Genomic DNA, 5271 nt, shown 5'->3' with positions numbered 1-5271 from the left:
GGCCGCGCAAGCCGCGAAGCCGCTGCGCCAGCTGTTCATGCAGGGCTTCTGGACCAACGTGCTGAACCCGAAGGTCGTGCTGTTCTTCGTGTCGTTTTTCCCGCAGTTCGTGGCGGCCGACAGCCCGATCGAGATCGTGCGGCCGATGCGGTCGCCGCCGTCGGCCGCGATCGCGAGGCTTTCGCGGCAGCGGTCGAGCGCGTCGGACAGGATCGGCTTCAGTTCGTCCGCGCGCGGCGTCGGCGCGAGGCCGCGGCCGGTGCGCACGAACAGCGGATCGGCATAGATCACGCGCAGCCGCGCCAGCGCCGCGCTCACCGCCGACTGCGTGAGGCCGAGCCGCAGCGCCGCGCGGCTCGCGCCGCCTTCCTCGTACAGCGCCTCGAACACTTTCAGCAGGTTCAGGTTGAGGCTGGCGATATCATCCGCATTCATGACACTTATCGTTCTATCGATTTGATCGATGACATCATATCGATAAAGATGGCGTTACCCCATTCACCGGAGACGCCTTCATGTCCACGTCAGTCATCGCCGCGCTGCAGATCGGCGCATCGCCCGCCGGCACGCGCGCCACGCTCGATACGATCCTCGGCTACGAAACCGCGATCCGCGACAGCGGCGCGTCGCTCGTCGTACTGCCCGAGGCCGTGCTCGGCGGCTATCCGAAAGGCGAGATCTTCGGCACGCGGCTCGGTTACCGGCTGCCCGAAGGCCGCGACGCGTATGCGCGCTATGCCGCGCAGGCGATCGACGTGCCGGGGCCTGAAACCGACGAGCTGGCCGCGCTGTCGCAGCGCACCGGTGCGAGCCTCGTGGTCGGCGTGATCGAGCGCGGCGGCAGCACGCTGTACTGCACGGCGCTGTTCTTTGACCCGCGCGACGGGCTCGTCGCGAAGCACCGCAAGCTGATGCCGACCGGCACCGAACGGCTGATCTGGGGGCAGGGCGACGGCTCGACCTTGCCCGTCGTCGAGACGGCCGCGGGCCGCGCGGGCGCCGCGATCTGCTGGGAGAACCACATGCCGCTCCTGCGCTGCGCGATGTACGCGAAGGGTGTGCAGATCTGGTGCGCACCGACCGTCGACGAGCGCGATGTCTGGCAGAGCTCGATGCGGCATATCGCGCACGAAGGGCGCTGCTTCGTCGTCAGTGCGTGCCAGGTGCAGCCGTCGCCGCGCGCGCTCGGGATCGACGTGCCGGGCTGGGACCCGGAGCGGCCGTTGATCCGCGGCGGCAGCGTGATCGTCGGGCCGCTCGGCGACCTGCTGACGGAGCCGCTGATCGGCGAAGCCGGGCTCGTGACCGCGCGCATCGATACCGACGAACTCGTGCGGGCGCGCTACGACTTCGACGTGGTCGGGCATTACGCACGGCCCGACGTGTTCTCGCTGCATGTCGACGAGCGGCCGAAGCGGACGGTGGTGTTCGGCGGGTAGGGAAGGAGGCGTGCCGGGCAACGCGTGGTGGTGTGGAACATGGACGGCGGCGGCGCGCCCGCCGTCGTGCCGCGTCAGCACATCAGCGCATCGGCGCTTCCGCGATCCGCATGTAGTCGGCGATCCGCCGCCCTTCCATGTCCGGAAACTGCTCGTGCACGGTGATGTCGCCCATCCGCGCGATGTCGAAGGTGCGGAAATCGTCGCGCAGCTCGCACCACGCGCCGATCGTCCAGCGCCCGCCCCAGTAGACGAGCCCGAGCGGCCACACGCGGCGTTGCGAATGCGCGCCGAGCCGGTCGCGGTAGCCGAAGCTGACCACATGGCGCGTGTCGATGGCCTGGTGGATCGCATCGACCTTCGCGCAAAACGTCTCGTCGATGTGGAACGACGGCGCGAACACGGGCAGGCGGTCGAGCGTCGTGCGCTTGTCGGCCGGCATGGCCGACGCGATCTTCGCGAGCGCCGAGCGCGCGCCGCTCGCGAAGCGCGCACCGCCCCAGGTTTCGAGCATGCGTGCGCCGGTGGCGAGCGCCGCGAGTTCCTCTGCCGTGAACGTGAGCGGCGGCAGGCTCGCGTTGCGGTTCAGCCGGTAGCCGATGCCGGCTTCGCCTTCGATCGGCACGCCTGACAGTTGCAGGTCGCGCACGTCGCGATAGACCGTGCGCGGCGACACCGACAGCCAGTCGGCCAGCTGCTGCGCGGTCGTGAGGCGACGCCCGCGCAACAGCTCGGCGATCTGGAACAGGCGGTCGGCACGGCGCGTCATGACGGCACCTCGACTCCAACGGCGGTGGGGACTTCGCGATGATAGCGCCGCGCGAGCCCGATGGCCGGTGCGCTCAGTGGCATTTCGGCGCGTGCAGGCCGACGCGGTTGCCTTCCGTGTCGATCAGGTAGCCGACGTAGCCGTAGTTGTTCGGCAGCTCGACGACCGAGCCCTGCACGACGCCGCCCGCGCGCTTCGCGCGTTCGAGCGCCGCGACGACCGATTCGCCGGCGTTCAGGTAGACGAGTACGCCGTTCGCGCTCGGCTTCATCTGCTGCGGATCGAACACGATGCTGCCGCCTGTGCTCGATGCCTCGTGATCGAACGTGGCCATCGGCACGCCGCCGATGACTTCGCGCTGCAGCGTCGTTTGCAGCACGGTTTCGTAAAAGCGGATCGCCCGGTCGAAATCGAGGGACGGAATGTCGAACCACGCGATCGCGCGCTCCAGGGTGGCGGTGGCAGTTGCGGACGTCATGACGTGCTCCTTGTTGCGTGGTTGTTCGGGTTCGGTGTGGAAACCGGCGATGCATTGCGCCGGGATTGCAGTGTGATCGCGCCCTGCTGACACCGTCTTGTCAGTAGAGTTGTCACCCTTGACATGCAACTGTTTGGTTGCATAATAAGCGCATTGACCCGGGAGCGGCATGGATCTCGTTTTCAAGGCGCTGGCCGATGCCACGCGCCGCCAGTTGCTCGACCTGTTGCATGCGAAAAACGGACAGACCCTGTCCGAGCTGTGCGACGGGCTCGCGATGAGCCGGCAGGCCGTGAGCAAGCATCTCGCGCTGCTCGAGGCCGCGAATCTCGTTGCGACCACGTGGCGCGGCAGGGAGAAGCTGCATTACCTGAATCCGGTGCCGATCCACGACATCGCGGAACGCTGGATCGGCAAGTTCGAGCGTCAGCGCCTGCAGGCGCTGGCGGATCTCAAGCGCGGGCTGGAAGCGGCCGGCGATTCTGGAGGCAACGATGAGTAATCCCGCCTTTGTGTACGTGACGTTCATTGCGTCGACGCCCGAGCGCGTGTTCGATGCGCTGACCAACGCCGAGCTGACGAAGGACTACTGGGTGCGGCACCGCAACGCGTCGCCCGACTGGCGGCCGGGCTCGCGCTGGGAACATCAGGACTACGACGATCCGTCGCGGGTCGACATCGTCGGCGAAGTGGTCGAGAACGATCCGCCGCGCCGGCTGGTCGTCACGTGGCGCGTGCCGTCGGGGGAGAGCGGGGAGTCGCGCGTGACCTACGTCGTCGAGCCGCACGAGGGCGTCGTGAAGCTGACGGTCACGCACGACGGGCTGGTGCCGGGCTCGGAGATGGATCGCGGGATTCGCGGCGGGTGGCCGGTCGTGCTGTCGAGCCTCAAGACGCTGCTCGAGACGGGGCAGGCGTTGCCGTTCACGATGGGGCGCTGGGAGCATTCGAAGCACTGAAACGAAACGCCGCCGTTGCCGCGGGTGCGGTAACGGCGGCGTTCCGGTTGCCGCGATGAGGCCGCGCGAGCGGCCCCATCGCGGCCATGATGCGGATTACGCGTCGCCTTCCGGCGTGGCCGGGCGCGCCTTCACGCTGCCGGCGATCAGGTCGAAGCGGAACAGCCGGCATTCGAGCGCGCCGTTGAACAGCGGCGTCTTCGCCGATTCGCGCAGCCGCAGCTGGCCCGGCAGCGAACGGTCGGACGTCAGCAGGAACGCCTGCCAGCCCGTGAAGCGCTGCTTCAGCGCATCGCCGAGCGCGTTGAAGAACTCGCTGTCCGGCGCATCGGTGTGGGTGCGGCGGAATGCGTCGTCGTTGCCGCGATTGCGGCCCGTCTCGCGTACCTCGCCGCGCGCGCTGCGGCCACGCACCTCGATCCGCTCGCCGTACGGCGGGTTCGCGAGGATGATGCCGGGGCCGTCGCACGGCGGCGTCATCCCGCGCGCGTCGACCTGCTTGAGCCACACCGACGGCACACCCGCGCGCTCGAGGTTCGCGCGCGCCTTCTCGAGCATGTCGCCGGAGATGTCGCTGCCGTACACGCCAAGCGCTTCGCTGCGTTTGCCGCGCGCCGCGCGCTTCGCGTCCAGTGCCGGGACCTTTAGCCCTTGCCACGCGGTGATGTCGTACTGCTTGAGTTTCTCGAAGCCGAACCGGCGCTCGACGCCGGGCGCCACGCCGAGTGCGATCTGCGCGGCTTCCGCGAGGAACGTGCCGCTACCGCACATCGGGTCGTACAGTGCCGTGCCGGGCGTCCAGCCCGTCAGGCGCAGGATGCCGGCCGCGAGGTTCTCGCGCAGCGGCGCCGCACCCTTGTCGAGACGCCAGCCGCGCTTGAACAGCGGCTCGCCCGACGTGTCGAGGTACAGCGTGCACTCGCCCGCCGTCAGGAAGGCAAACACGCGCACGTCCGGCGCACCCGTGTCGATGCTCGGGCGCGCGCCGGTCTTGTCGCGCATCCGGTCGCAGATCGCGTCCTTCACGCGCAACGTCGCGAATTCGAGGCTCTTCAGCGGCGACTTGATCGCCGTGATGTCGACGCGCAGCGTCTGCGTCGCCGCGAACCAGCGCTCCCACGGCTGCTCGAGCGCGAGCGCGTAGACGTCCTGCTCGTTGCGGTATGCGCGGTGCGCAATCTTCAGCAGAACCCGGCTCGCGATCCGCGAATGGAGGTTCGCGGCCATGCCGGCGGCCCAGCCGCCGCTGAAGTGGACGCCGCCCGGCACCTGCGCGCCCGCGGTGAACGGCGCGCCGTTCAGGTGGCGGCCGGCGATTTCGGCCAGCTCGGCGGCAAGCGCCGCTTCGAGGCCGCGCGGGCAGGGGGCGAAGAATTCGTACAGGGTGGGCGAGGACATAAGGCGGGTGAGGACGTGCAAAAGTCCACTATTGTACGCGGCGCGGGCGGCCGGGACCGGCGTTGTGTCGCGTTTCGGTGCTGCGGCGCGGGCCCGGCGCCGCGCGAGCGACCCGGGAGGCCGGCGCTCATGTACACCTTCAGCGTGCCCGCGCGCTGCGCGTCCGCATAAGCCTTGAGTTCGGCTTCCTCGACGCGTGCGTCGAACCAGCCGGTGATGCCGTACCCG

General features: G+C 69.0%; 6 protein-coding genes and 2 pseudogenes. 4 read left to right on the top strand and 4 right to left on the bottom strand.

Translation table 11 applies throughout. The features are described from left to right. A pseudogene (locus G3N61_RS40375) lies at positions 1 to 127 on the top strand (LysE family transporter); the annotation flags it as partial. Here the strand turns inward: G3N61_RS40375 and G3N61_RS37900 are convergent. Continuing rightward, positions 118 to 435: pseudogene (locus G3N61_RS37900) on the bottom strand (LysR family transcriptional regulator); the annotation flags it as partial. The pseudogenes G3N61_RS40375 and G3N61_RS37900 sit on opposite strands and share 10 nt — an antisense overlap. Before the next feature lie 80 nt (positions 436 to 515). On the opposite strand from G3N61_RS37900, the gene G3N61_RS37895 reads away from it, so the two are divergent. Further along, positions 516 to 1439: a carbon-nitrogen hydrolase family protein gene (locus tag G3N61_RS37895; protein WP_047851605.1), complete on the top strand. Its 924-nt coding sequence runs from the start codon at positions 516 to 518 to the stop codon at positions 1437 to 1439. Positions 1440 to 1521: 82 nt separating this feature from the next. On the opposite strand, the gene G3N61_RS37890 is transcribed toward G3N61_RS37895, so the two are convergent. Continuing rightward, positions 1522 to 2208 (bottom strand): YafY family protein, encoded by a 687-nt coding sequence (locus G3N61_RS37890; RefSeq protein ID WP_043191167.1) that lies wholly within the window; start codon positions 2206 to 2208, stop codon positions 1522 to 1524. 73 nt (positions 2209 to 2281) lie between these two features. Beyond that, entirely contained in the window at positions 2282 to 2686 is a 405-nt protein-coding gene (locus G3N61_RS37885) for a VOC family protein (protein ID WP_043191164.1), read from the bottom strand. A gap of 169 nt (positions 2687 to 2855) precedes the next feature. Here G3N61_RS37885 and G3N61_RS37880 point away from each other — a divergent pair, with 169 nt between their 5' ends. Both G3N61_RS37880 and G3N61_RS37875 read left to right on the top strand, forming a co-directional pair. Next, positions 2856 to 3188 carry a winged helix-turn-helix domain-containing protein gene (locus G3N61_RS37880; protein ID WP_043191161.1) on the top strand — a complete coding sequence of 111 codons (333 nt, stop codon included), beginning with the start codon at positions 2856 to 2858 and terminating at the stop codon, positions 3186 to 3188. Then, positions 3181 to 3645, top strand: coding sequence for an SRPBCC family protein (locus G3N61_RS37875; RefSeq protein ID WP_205824982.1), 465 nt, complete (start codon positions 3181 to 3183; stop codon positions 3643 to 3645). Before G3N61_RS37880 ends, G3N61_RS37875 begins: the two co-directional genes overlap by 8 nt. A gap of 96 nt (positions 3646 to 3741) precedes the next feature. Here the strand turns inward: G3N61_RS37875 and G3N61_RS37870 are convergent, their stop codons facing one another. Further along, on the bottom strand, positions 3742 to 5043 hold the full coding sequence (locus G3N61_RS37870; RefSeq protein WP_089449922.1) for a class I SAM-dependent RNA methyltransferase: 1302 nt from the start codon (positions 5041 to 5043) through the stop codon (positions 3742 to 3744). Between the last annotated feature and the right edge of the window lie 228 nt (positions 5044 to 5271).

This window comes from Burkholderia sp. Ac-20349, from assembly GCF_017104865.1.
Lineage (GTDB): Bacteria > Pseudomonadota > Gammaproteobacteria > Burkholderiales > Burkholderiaceae > Burkholderia > Burkholderia aenigmatica.
The sequence above is the reverse complement of the archived record's forward strand: the minus strand, read 5'-3'. Positions and strand labels throughout refer to the sequence as shown.